At 59.7% G+C, this 16364-nt stretch carries 13 protein-coding genes; 10 read left to right on the forward strand and 3 right to left on the reverse strand.

The genetic code is table 11. The features are described from left to right. Nucleotides 1-21: 21 nt before the first annotated feature. From tssC to OU997_RS19455, 10 genes are all read left to right on the forward strand, one after another. Nucleotides 22-1500: a type VI secretion system contractile sheath large subunit gene (tssC, locus tag OU997_RS19410; protein ID WP_267808138.1), complete on the forward strand. Its 1479-nt coding sequence runs from the start codon at nt 22-24 to the stop codon at nt 1498-1500. 80 nt (nt 1501-1580) lie between these two features. Further along, on the forward strand, nt 1581-2078 hold the full coding sequence (locus OU997_RS19415) for an Hcp family type VI secretion system effector (protein WP_108487540.1): 498 nt from the start codon (nt 1581-1583) through the stop codon (nt 2076-2078). 12 nt (nt 2079-2090) lie between these two features. Then, the gene (gene tssE, locus OU997_RS19420) at nt 2091-2507 is read left to right on the forward strand and encodes a type VI secretion system baseplate subunit TssE (RefSeq protein WP_267808142.1); all 417 of its coding nucleotides are present in this window, start codon (nt 2091-2093) and stop codon (nt 2505-2507) included. Next, on the forward strand, nt 2500-4287 hold the full coding sequence (gene tssF, locus OU997_RS19425) for a type VI secretion system baseplate subunit TssF (protein WP_267808143.1): 1788 nt from the start codon (nt 2500-2502) through the stop codon (nt 4285-4287). The genes tssE and tssF overlap by 8 nt, the downstream gene beginning before the upstream one ends. Beyond that, nucleotides 4251-5270: a type VI secretion system baseplate subunit TssG gene (gene tssG, locus OU997_RS19430; RefSeq protein WP_267808144.1), complete on the forward strand. Its 1020-nt coding sequence runs from the start codon at nt 4251-4253 to the stop codon at nt 5268-5270. Before tssF ends, tssG begins: the two co-directional genes overlap by 37 nt. After that, on the forward strand, nt 5270-7819 hold the full coding sequence (gene tssH / locus OU997_RS19435) for a type VI secretion system ATPase TssH (protein WP_267808146.1): 2550 nt from the start codon (nt 5270-5272) through the stop codon (nt 7817-7819). The genes tssG and tssH overlap by 1 nt, the downstream gene beginning before the upstream one ends. 394 nt (nt 7820-8213) lie before the next feature. After that, nucleotides 8214-8666, forward strand: a complete 453-nt coding sequence (locus OU997_RS19440) for a hypothetical protein (RefSeq protein ID WP_108489770.1) — start codon at nt 8214-8216, stop codon at nt 8664-8666. 148 nt (nt 8667-8814) lie between these two features. Further along, complete coding sequence (locus OU997_RS19445; RefSeq protein WP_267808148.1) at nt 8815-9477, forward strand: endonuclease/exonuclease/phosphatase family protein; 663 nt, start codon at nt 8815-8817, stop codon at nt 9475-9477. A gap of 76 nt (nt 9478-9553) precedes the next feature. After that, nucleotides 9554-11560: a type VI secretion system tip protein VgrG gene (tssI, locus tag OU997_RS19450; protein WP_267808150.1), complete on the forward strand. Its 2007-nt coding sequence runs from the start codon at nt 9554-9556 to the stop codon at nt 11558-11560. A gap of 7 nt (nt 11561-11567) precedes the next feature. Beyond that, nucleotides 11568-12110 (forward strand): toxin-antitoxin system YwqK family antitoxin, encoded by a 543-nt coding sequence (locus OU997_RS19455; RefSeq protein WP_108486359.1) that lies wholly within the window; start codon nt 11568-11570, stop codon nt 12108-12110. A gap of 58 nt (nt 12111-12168) precedes the next feature. On the opposite strand, the gene OU997_RS19460 is transcribed toward OU997_RS19455, so the two are convergent. The 3 genes from OU997_RS19460 to OU997_RS19470 all read right to left on the reverse strand — a co-directional run bounded on the left by OU997_RS19460 (nt 12169) and on the right by OU997_RS19470 (nt 16292). Next, on the reverse strand, nt 12169-12561 hold the full coding sequence (locus OU997_RS19460) for a DUF4280 domain-containing protein (protein ID WP_108486361.1): 393 nt from the start codon (nt 12559-12561) through the stop codon (nt 12169-12171). A gap of 366 nt (nt 12562-12927) precedes the next feature. Further along, nucleotides 12928-14016 (reverse strand): ABC transporter substrate-binding protein, encoded by a 1089-nt coding sequence (locus OU997_RS19465; RefSeq protein WP_267808153.1) that lies wholly within the window; start codon nt 14014-14016, stop codon nt 12928-12930. A gap of 320 nt (nt 14017-14336) precedes the next feature. Continuing rightward, a complete protein-coding gene (locus tag OU997_RS19470; protein WP_267808155.1) occupies nt 14337-16292 on the reverse strand; it encodes a PhoX family protein in 1956 nt (651 codons plus the stop codon). Between the last annotated feature and the right edge of the window lie 72 nt (nt 16293-16364).

Here is a 16364-nt window from a genome sequence, read left to right on the forward strand (position 1 = left end):
CCACCTTCCGGAGATAACGTAATGGCAACACAAACAGGTGCTTCCAGCGAAAGCTCGACTCAAACCCTGAGTTTGCTTGACCGCATCATCGCGGATGGCCGGATGGCTCACGATGAAAGCCAACAAGGCTATGCGCGCGACATGCTGGCTGAATTTGCTACACAGGTCCTTGATGAAGGCATGGCCGTCGATAAGGACACTGTGGCGATGATTAATGATCGAATCAGTAAGATAGATAAGCTAATCAGCGACCAACTCAATGAAGTTTTGCACCACCCAGAGATGCAAAAACTCGAAGCCACATGGCGTGGGTTGCACATGCTGGTCGACAAGACCGAAACCAGTACTCGCCTGAAATTGCGCTTGCTGAACGTCACCCAAAAAGAGCTGCAGAACGACCTGGAAAAAGCTGTTGAGTTCGACCAAAGCGCGCTCTTCAAGAAAATTTATGAAGAGGAATACGGCACGTTTGGCGGGCACCCGTTCAGTCTTTTGGTAGGTGACTATAACTTCGGTCGGCACCCACAAGACGTGGCGCTTCTTGAGAAACTCTCCAATGTCGCCGCTGCAGCTCATGCGCCATTTATCGCTGCCGCAAGCCCAAAACTGTTCGACATGAACAGCTTCACTGAATTAGCTGTGCCACGTGACCTAAGCAAGATTTTCGAGAGCCTAGAACTGATCAAATGGCGCAGCTTCCGTGAAAGTGAAGACTCACGCTATGTATCCCTGATATTGCCAAATTTCTTGCTTCGCTTGCCATATGGCCCGGATACCAAACCAGTTGAAGGCATGGACTACGTGGAGGACGTCAATGGCACTGACCATTCCAAGTACCTGTGGGGAAATGCCGCTTGGCTGATGGCGATCCGTATCACCAATGCATTCGCCAAGTATGGTTGGTGTGCTGCAATTCGTGGTGCTGAAGGCGGTGGCGCAGTTGAAGGCTTACCAGCACACACGTTCCGAACCCTGTCAGGGGATCTGTCGCTTAAGTGCCCGACCGAAGTCGCCATCACTGACCGCCGTGAAAAGGAGCTCAACGACTTGGGCTTTATTTCCTTGTGCCACAAAAAGAACACCGATATTGCGGTTTTCTTCGGCGGCCAGACCACAAACAAGGCCAGGCTTTACAACACCAACGAAGCCAACGCCAACGCACGCATCTCGGCAATGCTGCCCTACGTGCTAGCAGCCTCACGCTTCGCCCATTACCTCAAGGTGATCATGCGCGACAAGATAGGCAGCTTCATGACGCGTGACAACGTGCAGACCTACCTCAATAACTGGATCGCTGATTATGTGTTGATCAATGACAACGCACCTCAGGAGATCAAGGCTCAGTACCCGCTGCGTGAAGCACGTGTGGATGTCTCAGAAGTCGCGGGAAAACCGGGCGTTTACCGCGCCACAGTATTCCTGCGACCTCACTTCCAATTGGAAGAACTGACTGCCTCGATCCGCCTGGTTGCAACCTTACCACCGCCGGCAGCCGCCTAGTCATTAACCTCCGCCGGTATGCCGGCGGAGGTCTTAGCACAGATGCTTATTTCAGTTTTTAGACTCAGGAGTTTTCCGCGATGGATGCCATTATTCTCGACTTTGGTGACGACATTAAAGGCGACAGCCTGCTTGAGGGCTACACCGACAAGATCGAATTGATGTCTTACAGCCACAACGTGGCCATGCAGGTCACCAACGATGTGAGTAACTCAGAACGTACCTCGGGTAAACCACATATCGGCGAGTTCACCGTCACCAAATTTGTCGATACCTCGACCCCCTCGCTCAACGAATACTGCTGCGCCGGTAAACCCATCACGAAAGCCACCATCACCATCGGCCGCAACGCCTCCGAAAGCGACGGCAAGCTGCTGCCATTTATCGTCTATACCCTCGACAACGTGGTGCTCTCCAACGTCAGCGTCAGCGGCGGAGCCGGCGGCAAGCCGGTGGAAACCCTGTCGCTGAATTTCACCAAGATCAAATGGGAGCTTACCGCGCAGAAGGACGATGGCACCAAGGAAGGTACTGCTGCGTCTACCTGGGATCTGGCAGCCAACAAGCTTGTCAAGTAAGAGGGTCACGCTGTGCGTGCGCCCCTTCTCGAGCGTCTCTCCGCCCAGGCGGATGAGGCGCCGATCTTTGACCACAAGGTCTTGGCCGAATCCGTTTGCCAGGAGTTGATGCGCTTGCTCAATACCCGTCGTCCGCAGCGTGTTGCGGGTCAACCACTGACACTACTCGATTACGGCATTGGTGACTGGGCCGCCCTGCAAGCCTTGCGCGCCGAAGATCGGCGTCTTCTGTTGCGCGAGGTACGTGCCGCCGTGCACCACTTCGAGCCGCGCTTGCAACTCAGCAACATCGACGTTGAGCCCCTGCCTGGCCAACCTCAGCGCTTGTCCATTCGCCTGACTGGAAAACTGCGCAGCGGACAACGCACCTGGCCGGCCTTGTTTCTCCTCAGCCCGGGCGAGGACGGCATGGAAGTCCGCCATGAGTGATTCGATCGATGCCGAACTGCTCGACTATTACCAACGCGAACTGACCTGGCTGCGCCATGCCGGCGCAGGCTTCGCTCAGCGCCACCCCAAAGTGGCCCGGCGCCTGGAACTGTCACCCGGAGAATGCCCCGATCCACACGTCGAGCGTTTGCTGGAGGGCTTCGCCCTGTTGACCGCGCGACTGCACCGCCGACTCGATGATGACTACGCCGAATTCAGCGACGCGCTGCTGGAACAGCTCTACCCTCTGGTTCTGCGTCCCCTTCCCTCCTGCGCCATCGTGCAGTTTGAGCCCGATCCGACCCAAGGCAATCTTGCCGAGGGCTACAGCCTGCCACGCGATACCCCGCTGTTCGTCACCACGCCCGATCAGGCCAGCGTGCACTGGCGCACCAGTGCACAGGTCGACCTCTGGCCGCTGCGTATCAGTGAAGCCACCTTGCTCGATGGCGATGCGGCGGTGGCTTTCAGTGGCCACCCGCTGGCCCGCTCGGCCCTGCGCCTGACCCTGGAATGCCTGGGCGAGCTCGACTGGGCACAATTGCCGGTACGCAGCCTGCGCGTGCACCTGGCGGCGTCCCCCATGACCAACGCCATCCTCTACGACCTGCTCGCGGCCCACTGCCTCGGGCTATGGAGTGGTGTAGCCGGTAAACCACTGTGCCGCGTATCCGGCACCGCCGCGCCAGTGGGCTTCGCCGACGACCAGGCCTTGCTGCCTGATGAGGATGGCCAACACCCCGGCTTGCGTTTGCTGGCAGAGTATTTCGCTTTCCCCGACAAATTCGCCTTCTTCGACCTGCCACTGCTGCCACCGACAGACGGCGGCCATACTTGCCAACTGGTGATTGCCTTCGACCGCGCCCCCACTGGCCGACCTCACCTGCAAGCCAGTGAACTGCGCCTGGGCTGCACCCCGGCCATCAACTTGTTCCCACGTACCTCAGAGCCCTTGCGCCCGGATGGAACACGTAGCGAATACCGCCTAGTGGCCGACGCCCACCGCGAAAGAAGCGTGGAGATCTACAGCATTCGCAGCATGCGTGCGGCTACACCTCAGGGCGTGCGCCATGTCCCAGCCTATTACGGGCATAACCATGGCGCTGAAGGCTTCTACTGGCACGCTCGCCGGGTACAGGGACTCAACCCCACGCAGCCTGGCAGCGATCTGTTGCTGAGTTTGGTGGACACAGCCTTCGACCCACGGCAGGACGCCCCCGAATACAGCCTCACCGCCGAGTTGCTATGCACCAGTCGGCATCTGGCCGAAAACCTGCCAGCCGGCACCCGCCTGGGTTTCGAGCGTCCTGGCCCGGTCGCGCAGGCCAGCCTGCTGAACACGCCCACCGCGCAAAGCCTGCCATGGCTGTCCGGCCCTTCGCGCTGGCGCCTGGTTTCGCAACTGAGCCTCAACCATCTCTCGTTGGTCGAAGGTCCCGATGCCCTCGATGCCCTGCGCGAACTGTTGCACCTGCACAACCTGCGCGACGAAGCCGGGCCTCGGCGCCAAGTGGAAGGCCTGGTGGAGTTGACCAGTGAGCGCGTGGTAGCGCGCGTTGGTGATGACGCCTGGCGCGGCTGGCGCAATGGCCTGGAAGTACGCATCCGCCTGGATGCAGAGCATTTTGCCGGCAGCAGCGCCGTGCTGTTCTCCGCCGTTCTGGCGCAATTTTTCTCCCTTTACGCCACGCCCAACCGTTTCGTACGTACGGTGCTGGTGGATCACGACAAGGAGGTGCGGACATGGCAGCCCCAGGCCGGCAAGCCCCTGCACCTCTGAGCAAGCGCCTACGCGAGGCACCTCAGGCCTTCGAATTTCTCCAGGCCCTGCTGCTGCTGGAGCGCGAGAAACCCAATGCCACGCCTCTGGGCCAAGGCAGCAGCCCCGAGCAAGAAGCCGTACGCTTGCGTGGACCATTGACCCCCACGTTCGCACCCAGTCAGGTCGTGCGCCTGGAGGACGTTCCCGGCCAGCCACCCACATTGAGCACCGCCGTCTTTGGCCTGGGCGGCCCCGATGGCCCGCTGCCCTATGCCTATCAAGAGTGGCTGCAACAGCGTGCACGCCTCAAAGATCACGCCCCGGCAGACTTCCTTGACCTGTTCCACAATCGCCTGCTCGCCCAGCTCTATCGGGTGCTCGGTCGGCACCGCCTAGCACTGGGTTTTCAGCGTCCGCAACAGGCCCCGGCACAACAACTGCTGTTGGCACTCAGCGGCCTGCTTCCACGCAGCTTGCAAGGGCGCATGGCATTACCCGACGCTGCCATCACCACCCGCTCCGGCCTGTTTAATGGCCCACGTCGTTCCCTGGCCGGCTTCGCCGTGCTGGTCCGTCATCAGTTCGGCGTCACGGTGAACTACGACGCCTACCAAGGCGCCTGGCGCGAGATTCCACCGGCCAGCCGCAGCCGCCTGCAACGCGGTGGGCGCAACCTTGGCCTGGGCCGCAACGCCATCGCCGGCACCCGAGTCTGGGATGAACATGCCGGTATTCGCCTCACGCTTGGCCCACTGACAGCCGAACAAGCCCAGGCCTATCTGCCTGGTGGCGAACAGCATGAACGCCTGGCTGATCTGGCCAGTTTCTATCTCGGCCCGGATACCGACTGCCACCTGCGCCTGCTGGTACGCCCCGGCAAGCCCTTACGCCTGGATCGGCAACAACCGCCGCGCCTGCGCTGGAGTAGCAACCTGCAGTACGCGGGAGCGACCACCCTACAACGTATCGACACCCGCCTGCGGCATAAGGAGACGGTCTGATGGAACTCGCCGGGCTGATCGGTCGCCTCAATGCAGACAGCCGCCGCGCGCTTGAACGCGCCGCCCAGCGTTGCCTGCAACGCAGTCACCATTACGTGGAAATCGAGCACCTGCTGCTTGAACTACTCGACATAGAAGGCGGTGACTTCGCCTGGCTGCTGCCGCGCTTCGGCCTGGAACGCGACAGCCTGGCCACCGAAATCAACCGCGCCCTGGAACTGTTCAAGGCCGGCAGCACCCGGACCCCTGCCCTCTCTGCCCAGACCATCGGCCTGCTCGAAGACGCCGTGGTGCAGGCCAGTGTGCAGGGCCAGACGAGCATCCGCTCCGGCCTGTTGCTGCTCGCCCTGCTCGATCGCGACGAACGCCGTAGCCTGCTGCTCAACAGCGCCTCTTCGCTGCTGCGCATCCCCCGCGAAGCCCTGCGCGCCAATCTGCTGGAATGGACGCAAGCCTCACGCGAATACAGCGGTGGCCCCGGCCCAGCAAGCAAGGTCCGCCCCGTACAGGAAGCCGCGCAGGACAGCGTGCTCGACCAGTACACCCAGGATCTAACCGCTGACGCCCGCGCCGGGCGCATCGATCCCATCGTCGGGCGAGACGGCGAGATCCGCCAGAGCATCGACATTCTCCTGCGCCGTCGGCAGAACAACCCGATCCTGGTGGGCGCCCCCGGTGTCGGCAAAACAGCTGTGGTCGAAGGCCTGGCCCTGCGCATCGCCGCCGGCGACGTGCCACCGCCCTTGCAGAATGTGATCCTGCGGGTGCTCGACCTGGGTCTATTGCAAGCCGGTGCCGGGGTCAAGGGGGAGTTCGAGCAGCGCCTCAAGGGCGTGATCGACGCCGTACGCAATAGCGAGCAGCCAATCATCCTGTTCATCGACGAGGCCCATACCCTTATAGGAGCGGGGGGCAGCGAAGGTGGCAGCGACGCCGCCAATTTGCTCAAGCCGGCTCTAGCCCGTGGTGAACTGCGCACCCTCGCCGCCACCACCTGGCTGGAATACAAGAAGTACTTCGAGAAAGATCCGGCTCTTGCTCGCCGCTTCCAACTGGTGCAAGTGGAAGAACCCGACGAGGCCACCGCCGTGGAGATGCTACGCGGCGTCGCCGCCAAGCTGGAACAGCATCATGGCGTGCAGGTGCTCGACAGCGCTATTCAGGACGCGGTCAAACTCTCCCACCGCTACATCTCCGGCCGCCAGTTGCCGGACAAGGCCATCAGCGTGCTCGACACCGCCTGCGCCCGCGTCTCCCTCGGCCAGCATGACGTACCGCCACCGCTGGAAAGCCTGCGCCACCGCGAAGTGGCAGTGGCCGAAGAACTGCAACGCCTGCGCCGCGAACAGACCACCGGCCTCGACCACCGCGAGCGCATCACCGCCCTGGAGCTGGAATCCGTCAGCAACCGCAGCGCCATTCGCGAACTGGAAACCCGCTGGGGTGAAGAACGCGAAGCCGTGCGCGAACTCCTGGAAGCCCGCCGCGAACTGCTCGCCCTGAGCGAAAACGCCGACACCCGCCAGCCCGACGAAGCCCTCGATGAGCGTAGCGACTACCTGGCCGCCGAACTGGCACGCCTGGAAGCCGGCCTCGACGCCATCCGCCAGGACGACCCACTGGTGCCCGAACAGGTGGACTCACGCACCGTGGCCGCCGTGATCGCCGGCTGGACCGGCATCCCCATAGGCAAAATGCTCGCCGACGAAGCCTACGCCGTGCGTACCCTCGGCCAGCGCCTGGGCCAACGGGTCATGGGCCAGAACAGCGCGCTGGGTACCATCGCCCAGCGCATCCAGGCCTACCGCGCCGGCCTTACCGACCCGGCCAAGCCGGTGGGCGTGTTCCTGCTGGTCGGCCCCACCGGCGTCGGCAAGACCGAAACCGCCTACGCCCTGGCCGACGCCCTCTACGGCGGTGAACGCAACCTGATCAGCATCAACCTCTCCGAGTACCAGGAGGCCCACACCGTCAGCCAGCTCAAGGGCGCCCCGCCCGGCTACGTCGGCTACGGCACCGGCGGCGTGCTCACCGAAGCCGTGCGCCGCCGCCCCTACTCCGTGGTGCTGCTGGACGAGATCGAAAAAGCCCACCCCGATGTGCTGGAAGCCTTCTACAACGTCTTCGACAAGGGCGTGATGGAAGACGGCACCGGCCTGGTGGTGGACTTCAAGAACACCGTGATGCTCGCCACCAGCAACGTCGGCGCCGAACTGGTGCTGGACACCCCCACCGACCAGCTCGGCAGCGATGCCTTCAACGAACGCCTGCGCAAGGTGCTGCTCCAAGCCTTCCGCCCCGCCTTCCTCGCCCGCATGACCGTCGTGCCCTACCGCCCGCTAGACGAAGCGACGCTGGAAGGCATCGTCCTGGCCAAGCTGGAAAAACTGCGGGAACGCTACAAGGCCGCCACCGGCAAACAATTCGACTTCGACCCCGCCATCGTCAAGGCCGTGCTCGCCAAGTGCAGCGCGGCAGGCGCGCGGGATATCGAGAACGTGTTGATGGCGCAGGTGACGGGGAAGTTGGCGGAGTGGGTGTTGGAGTGAGTTCTATTCTTTAATGAGCCCGTACAGGAATATAAGGAATAAAAATGCCCACCATATTAAGAAGCTCTACCTATATTGGATCACAGCAAGATTATCTCGCCATAAGTCAGTATTTTTCAATGCTCGATTGGCCAAGCAGCGTGCACACCGTATACATAAGCAATGGATGGCACACAGGCTTCGAGAGCAGGATTTTTATAGACCCACAAACAGGGCAATGTGTAACAAGAGGTACAACAGTCACTTATTGCGGATATTATGCAAACTCAGACAACGGAGCAAAAATACATTTTTACGCAAATTAAAATCCGTAAACTTAAAACTCAAGAAATCTCCCCAACTACAAGAAGCTAAGAGTGCAAATTTATAAGCAACTCTTATAGCAGGAGAGAAAATGGACGATGCCTTCGATTTCTCAGATATAGGTAGCAGGCGCGAAAAGAACTCAACGCTTTTTAAGGCTAAGCAATCGCGCTATTACGCAATAAAGCATGTGCCAGTAAAAAAAATTCAACTAAGGGGCGACTCCTACACAACGGGAGTTCATCATGAGCTAATGATCCTCCTAGAGAACTCAACAAATATAAGAATATCACGAACAAACGGCTCAGACACACTTCAGCTAGATGCAGCAATCACAGGAAAGCATGACAAAACCGTATTATTCGAAAAAATGATCTCCGACAAAAAAATAAACACACAAACCGTTTTCACTGCATTTTCAGATGCAAAGAAAGCCAGGCCCTACTACGATCAGGCAGACTGCCAAAGCTTTGCCAGTGAGGTTTACAAAAGAATAACTGGGGAGTCATTGAATCCAAAATCAGATGAGGATGACTTTATGTAAATGCACCTATTGAAATATAAAAAATAAAACCAGGCACCCTAAAACCAACATCAAATAAAACGCCTGCCAAATGAAAGGGTTAATCGATTCACCCAATAAAAAGCTATAGCCTCAAGCGCTAAAGCGCTGCGGGCAGAGGAGGGAATAATTGCTAAAGTGCGTAACATGGAATATGCAGGGCGGCACTGGGGCAAACTCAATAGTGGAGCAACTAATCCAGCGCGACGGGGCTGATGTTGTTTTTCTTCAAGAGTCTGCAGAAAGAGGAGATGCCATTGGTAATATTTACGACTACGTGGGTAACTCTGGGCGCGGTGAAAACAAGGTTCACTATGAAGGATCCAGGATGCGCTGGCATGGCGGGTACCAGGGCGCAACATCAATAGTATTGAAGCAGGGTCTAGGCGCAACTATTTCTGGCACCATACCCCATCCGACAGGAGATGGCCGCGGAGTTCTTTATACGACAATTCCACGAGCCGGAATGACGATATACCTTTGTTCTATACATGCTTGGTCGCCATCAGGAAATGACTGGGACAAAGTCGCTGGATGTTTACTTGATGAGATAGTCAATCTCGCTGGTAACAATCCGGTGATAGCTGGTGGTGACTTCAATAAGGCAGCTGGACGAGAGAAGAATATAGGTTCGTGGGAGTTGGCTGGTGGCTCGCAAATGTCTGGAGGAACTCTTGACGGCTTCTGGCTATACAATCTCCCTCAGAATGGTTACGGGGACGTGAATTCTGTCGGCGTTTATAACTCAAAAAAAGGTGACCACTTTCCCGTCTGGATGCAAATTAATCTTTGAATATATTGAGAATAGAAACTGTAGGGAAGGCTTACTAATGACGCTCCACGCTTAACGATTGGCCCATGAGGTTCTAATGCCCCGCCCCACCGACACCAATACCAGCCTCTCCCTCAGCGCCTCCGCTCTGACGGATCTCTACCCCCAGACGCTTTCCGGGGACGAGGCGTTGAACGAGCTGGGCAGCCTGACCCTCAATGGTGACAGCGCCACCGCGCTGACGTTGAGCAGTGCCGTGGCCACGCATATCACCGCTACCCTGCACAACGACGCCAACCAGCGCCCCCTCGACGCCCTAGTCGCAGAGATCCGCCAGCTCCCCGCCGATGCCACGGCCGACCGCTATCAAGTGGTGCTGCGCCCCTGGCTCTGGTGGCTGACGCTGGCCAGCAATAACCGGGTGTTTCAGAACCTTTCCACCAGCGACATCGTCACCACCCTCTTCAAGGCCCATGGCTTCACCGACTTCAAGCTGTCGCTCTCCGGCAGCTACTCGCCGCGCGAGTATTGCGTGCAGTACGGCGAAACCGACTTCGCCTTCGTTTCGCGGCTGCTGGAGGAGGAAGGCATCTTCTGGTTCTTCACCCACGAGGACGGCAAGCACACCCTGGTACTGGGCGACAGCAGCGATGCTTTCGTGCAGATCCCCAACGGGCCGAAGGTGCCCTACCTTGGCCAAAGCATCGGCCAGCGCGAGCTGCATGGCATCCGCTCGGCGCAGTACAGCGTGCAGGCAGTGAGCGGAGTGTACAGCGCCACGGACTACGCCTTCACCACTCCCACCACCTCGCTCTACAGCAATGCCGAAGCCGTGGCTGGGCCGCTGTCGATGTACGAGCACCCGGGCGGCTATATCGCCAAGGCGCGCGGCGATGCGTTGACCAAGCAGCGCGTGGACGGGCTGCGCAGCCAGGAGAAGCGCCTTATCGGCGAGAGCGACTGCCGCTGGCTGGTGCCCGGTCACTGGTTCACCCTCACCGGGCATGACGACGCCAGCCTCAATATCGACTGGGTGGTGACCGCCGTCACCCATGACGCCAGCCACGAACACTACCGCAACCGCTTCGAGGCTATCCCCAAGGCCACCGCCTACCGCCCGCCCCGGCTTACGCCAAAGCCGCGCATGCACACCCAGACCGCACAGGTGGTGGGCAAATCCGGCGAGGAAATCTGGACTGACCAGTACGGCCGCATCAAGATCCAGTTCCCCTGGGACCGCGACGGCAAGAACGACGAAACCTCGTCCTGCTGGGTGCGCGTGGTGCTGCCCTGGAGCGGCAAGGGCTTCGGCATGCAGTTCATCCCACGCATTGGCCAGGAGGTGATCGTCAGCTTCATCGACGGCGACCCGGATCGCCCGCTGGTCACCGGCTGCGTCTACAACGGCGACAACACCCTGCCCTACGCCCTGCCGGACAACCAGACCCAGTCTGGCATCAAGACCAACTCCTCGAAGGGCGGTGGCGGCTTCAACGAGCTGCGCTTCGAGGACAAGAAAGACGCCGAGGAAGTCTTCCTCCAGGCGCAGAAGGACATGAAGATCAACGTGCTCAACGACAGCACCGCGACCATCGGCCACGACGAAACCCTCACGGTGCAGAACGCCCGCACCCGTACGGTAAAGGAAGGCGACGAAACCATCACCCTGGAAAAGGGCAAGCGCACGGTGACCATCCAGACCGGCAGCGACACCCTCGACGTGAAGGACAGCCGCACCGTCAGCGTCGGTGCCGACCAGACCCACAGCACCGGCGGCAACTACAGCCACACCGTCAGCGGCAACTACGAGCTGACCGTGGACGGCAACCTCACCATCAAGGTAACTGGCACCCTCACCCTGCAGAGCAGTGGCGACCTCACCGCCAAGAGCGACAAGAACCTCACCACCCAGGCCGGCATGGCACTCACCGACAAGGCAGGCACCTCGCTCACCAACCAGGCCGGCACCTCCCTGGACAACAAAGCCGGCACCACCTTGACCAACGACGCCGGCGTCAGCCTCACCAACAAGGCCGCCGCCGAACAGACCGTGGATGGCGGCGGCATGCTGACCATCAAGGGCGGCCTGGTGAAGGTCAACTGAGGCGCCCATGGCCAACGGTAATCTCGACCTCACCCGGGGTGACAGCCGCCTCCAGGGTAAATTGCAGGACGGTGCCCTCGATGGCCCGGTGCGCATCCAGGAAGCTGGCCGCCCGCAGGCCCAGCTTGGCTACGCCAATGGTGTGCTACACGGCCCCAGCATCCTCTACCACCCCAACGGCCAGGTGTCTGCACACCTGCCCTACGCCGACGGGCGCTTGCATGGCGTGGCTCAATACTTTGCCGCCGAAGGCTGGCTACAGCGCAAGGTCGCCTACCGCCAGGGATTGATCCATGGAGAGGCCAGTAGCTATTACCCCGATGGCCGCCTGGCCGAACTTGAACACTACCGTGACGGCGTGCGTGACGGTCTTTATCAGCGCTTCCATGGCAACGGCCAGTTATCGCATCGCAGTCGCTACCTCAACGGCAAACCAATGGACGAAGGCCAGGGCTTCGCCGAAGACGGCCGCCCACTGGACGCAGAAGGTAAGCCCATCTCGCGACTACGCTGGTGGTGGAGGCGATGGAACGAATCGGCCGAGACCTAATAGGCGAAAGGCCATCTGCGTTGGCGTCGCTGCCTCGCTAACGTTTTCCAACGGTTTACTAGGGAATCAGCATCTGCATCTGACCGGGCATGACTATCTTGATCACCCCGGCCCAGTTGCACATCAGCGAGCAGTTGGCATCCAACGAAGGCATATTGCCCAGCAACATGGTCGGCGCACCAGGTATCCAGGGCGTTGCCGTAGCCGGTATACAAGGCATGGGAGTCAGCACCCCAAGTGCCGCTGCAGTGGCAGCCGCCACCATCGGATTGGCCAAACTCTGGCACATGCCAAAGGGCATGATGTTCACCAGAGGGATGTGATCCATGATATTCGCCGCCGGCATGCCTGTCGTCAGTGTGCGGTTCATCGGCAACACGTTCAACACACTCGGGGCAACGCCAAAACTGCACTGCAATGTCGCACCACTGCATACCTGCGGGCAGCCCATCTGCACCCCCGATTAAGGCAACTAGCTAAGAAGATGAACTGCAGATTTAGTCAAATGGCCAACGTGGGTCAACACCCAATTTACATAATCAAAAAGCCTACTTTCAGGCACAGGCTTACACACGCTGGCAGCGATCCCCTCTCTGTGACCATAGCCGTAGAACCTCATCTAATCACATCAACTGAAGCGCAGGACGCGCTCAGGATCACGGATGATCGACCATAGCCAGGATGGCTATCGACAGGATGCTGGAATGGTCTTGAAAAACCGCTTAGGCGGGTTTTTGTTTTTTCCTCAACGTCATGATGTAGCAGATTGGCGTAAGCCCCCCTGCTCGCGAACTGAATAAACGTAAGGCCATATCGTTCATTGGGCTGGCGAACGCGCCTGCATGGCCTGCATGGACATCTTTAGCATCAGGTTATTTGCGGTTCGGTCATAGGCAGGCCATAAGCGTTCTGCGCTAAAAAGCTCGGGATTGGCGTTAAGCATCGGGTTATCCACACTGGAGACCACCGCCACCATGTTCAGCTCCGTTACCACTCGGTGCTGCACCTCCTCGGAGAGAAAGTGGTCTATCACCAGATAGGCGGCCCGCAGCTTTTCACCACTGACGCCTTTGGCAATATTCATGGTGTCCAACCAGGCAGTATCGCCTTCGGCAAACTCTACCCGCTGCCAGTCCTCACCACGTGCGCGCTGGGCTGCTATTTCTGGGCCGTAGCTGGCGACTAACAACTGCTCGTCGCGAAACTGCGGAGCGCTTACCCAAAATTCGTCGACCTGTGCATACAGGCGATCAAGGAAATCTTGCGCTGGGCTGTCCGCTGCAGCAAACAGCTTGGCGTCTTTGCGTTTACCGCTGCGCATCAGGTCGTGCAGCAGAAAGGGCGACTCACCCAGAGCGAGAAAGGCCATGGCGATGTTGGGCTGCACCTGGCCGCTGGTGAGCGCCAGCTTACCCTTCCAGCGTGGCTGCAACAGATCGCTCAGGTGCCTTGGCAATTCGTCCTTGCTGAGTTTTTGCATATTTGCCCAGATGCCGTAAGTACCCCCGCCGAAGGGCACGTAAAGTAGGCGCTCGCCATCCATCCCCATGTCCAGATGAGCCAGTTGCGGCAATAGCTGTTTGAAACGGCTCAAGCGCGTGGAGTCGATTGCCTGCAACAAGCCAGTCATTCGGCCTTGCTGCATTTTCAGGTAGTTGAGGGTAAGGAAACTCAGGTCGGCTCTGCCGGCGCGCAGCAGCATGAACATCTGTTCAGGGCCTTCGGCGTAGGGGGCGATGACTTCAGCTTTCACTGCGAGCCCATGCTCGGCCAGGCTGCGGTTAATAGCCACCAGGTCCTCGGCGCTGACATAACCCTCCCAGGCGAGGATACGCAGGGTCTGTTCAGCCACGGCGCACTGCACCATACCTAGAGTTAGCCACAGAGCAGCCATCAGCTTGAGCATGGACGATCCTAAAATGCAGGAAGTGTTTTGATACTAGGTGATAGTGAGGCTACCTGCCTACCACCTGACCAAAGGAGTGAATCGTCCAAATTTTGTAGGCAAGTGACTGTCCGTATATGGACGCCACCTTATTGCAAGCTTCCTCACTTTGGTGCCCGTACCGACTGCGTAGGTATAGTCGGCCTTATATATCTGCATCGTTTCGATGGGAACCATCGATGGGCTATTCGGGCGCTGGCGCCCAATCGCGTCCACGAGCTTCTCGCGGATGGACATCTGAGTGGTTTCCAGCGCCGGTTCGACCGGTTTATCGTCCCCGCTTAGCTGCCAATCACCCCGCCGTCATTTTTGGTGATCAGCACCGTAGTTGAGCGCGGCCGGGTTTGGCCGTCGCTGGCCGGGTAGCTGATACCAGGGTGCTGCACATTCGCCCACATCGCCTTGCCATCCGGACTCCAGGCCAAGCCGGTGATTTCGCAGCCGCGCGGGCCGACCAGAAAACGTCTGACCTCACGGGTGCTCGGATCAGCACACAGAAGCTGGTTGCAGCCCATGCTCTGCATCGCCGCTTCATCGTCGCCGTAGTCGGTCTGAATCCAGAGGCGGCCGTGGCTGTCGAAGGCCAGCCCATCGGGTGAGGAAAAGATGTCGCCATTGATGGTGCCAGTAAGGTTGGCGGGCACCACGTTGCCGTTGGCATCCTTGGTGCCTTTCTGCTCGCCCGCCAGCAGGAACAGCTCCCAGGTGAAGGTTTCAGCGCTGGGGTCGGCGTCCTGCTCCTTGAAACGCAGAATTTGCCCATGCAGGTTCTGCGGACGCGGGTTGGCTTTGTCGGTGGCTTGTTTGTCGCCGCGACCATCGTTATTGGTCAGGGCCACATACACCTCACGGCTGGCAGGATGCACGGCCGCCCACTCGGGGCGATCCATCGGCGTTGCGCCGACCAGGTCCGCCGCAGCGCGAGCGTTAAGCAGCACTTCGGCCTGGCTGGCAAACCCGCTGGCGCTGGTCAGGCCGTTTTGCCCATGCACCAGCGCCAGCCACTGACCGGAGCCATCAACATCGAAACGCGCGACATAAAGAGTGCCTTCATCCAGCAGGGTGCGGCTGGCCTTGGGGTTGGCTGCATCAAAACGCCCGCTAGGGACGAATTTGTAGACGTACTCGCCCTTGGCATCGTCGCCAGAGTAGAACGCCATACGGCCGTCATCGCCCAGGCTCAGGGCCGCACATTCGCGGCTGAAACGACCGAAAGCGGTGCGTTTGACCGGCTGCGCCTGTGGGTCGAAAGGGTCAATTTCCACCACCCAGCCAAAGCGATGCGGCTCGTTGACGTAACCGCCGTGGGCTTGCGTTGGATCCGGGCTGGCATTGAAGCGCGGATCGGCGGTCTCCCAGGCGTAGTTCTTACTGGTGCCTTCTTTGGCCAGACCATAGCGTTTGTGCGACACGCGGCTGGCGTAGTCGGCCTGATCACGGTTGATGAAGTAGTTGTGCCAGTTTTCCTCGCAGGTGAGGAAGGTGCCCCAGGGCGTGATGCCCGTGGCGCAGTTGTTGATCGTGCCGAGCACTTCAAGGCCTGTTGGGTCGGCGACGGTTTGCATCAGTTCATGCCCGGCCAGCGGACCGGCAATGCGCATGCTGGTCAGGGCGCTAATGCGGCGGTTATAGGGCGAATCCATAACCCGCTGCCACTGCCCGTTGGCGGCCTTTTTCACTTCGATAACCGACACGCCATGGGCGGCTTGTTCCTTGCGCACTTCGCTTAGCGGCCGAGGCTTGCTCTGGTCGATCAGGTTGCCGGGATGCAGCGGCGGGTTGACATATTCGTGGTTCATGACCAGCAGACCACGGTCTGTTTCGCCGTCAAAGGCGAAAAAATCCATGCCATCGTGGTTGTCGCCGGCTTGCTTGAGTTGCGCCTGCCAATCGTCGCTGGCATCCGGGTTCCAGTGCGGCGCGCCGGCCTCGACCGGGTCACCCCAGGAGAAGAACGGCATGGCGCTATAGCCTTCGGCGACCAGCACGCGGTCGAATTGCGGGGCGATCTGCACTGGCACGCCCTTGAAGCCCAGCAGCGGGCTGCCCCCGGCACTGCGGCAGGCACTGATGCCGCCGGCGAAGAAACCGAGCGCGGCAAGGGTGAGCCCGCCCTTGAGCACATTGCGCCGCGCAGGGTTTAGCAAATCGCTCAGCGCCGAGTTGGCACTGGGGTTGATCGCTACATCGTCGTGGGCTTCAAGGCTGGCGTGAAACTGCTGGTGATTCTGGTTCATCACGGCTCTCGCAAAAAGCTGGCGCGCATCGGCCCGCGCTGCTCAACACAGAGCAGCCTGGACAGCGGGCCT

Origin of the sequence: Pseudomonas sp. SL4(2022), from assembly GCF_026625725.1 — a bacterium.
GTDB lineage: Bacteria > Pseudomonadota > Gammaproteobacteria > Pseudomonadales > Pseudomonadaceae > Aquipseudomonas.